The organism is Burkholderia sp. SIMBA_051 (assembly GCF_046534915.1).
Lineage (GTDB): Bacteria > Pseudomonadota > Gammaproteobacteria > Burkholderiales > Burkholderiaceae > Burkholderia > Burkholderia ambifaria.
This window is the reverse complement of the sequence record NZ_JAWRXS010000620.1, coordinates 1-250: the sequence shown is the minus strand read 5'-3', so window position 1 is coordinate 250 and position 250 is coordinate 1. Positions and strand designations below refer to the sequence as shown.

The 250-nt window shown below is 52.4% G+C and carries 1 protein-coding gene; it reads left to right on the top strand.

Annotated elements, in window-relative coordinates; translation table 11 throughout:
• Positions 1 to 250, top strand: a 250-nt coding sequence (locus tag SB771_RS35970; RefSeq protein ID WP_410722158.1) for a hemagglutinin repeat-containing protein, incomplete at both ends; no start/stop codon positions are given.

The window sequence follows — 250 nt, the reverse complement described above, 5'->3', positions numbered from 1 at the left end:
GCGGGGGATGAGGCTTATCTTTACGCAGGCAATGACCTGAATCTGGAGACCGCTGAAAATACCGATTACTCCTATTACTCCAAGGCCAAGAAAGGGGCGTGGGGCAAGAAGAGTTCGAAGATGAGCGAGAGCGAAAACGATGTCGCTGTCAGCTCGTCTATCGAGGCTGGAAAGGAAGTCGTTATTTCAGCTGCTCAGGATATCAATGCCGAAGGCGCCAAGGTCTATAGCGCCGTGGCATTGCTTGCGA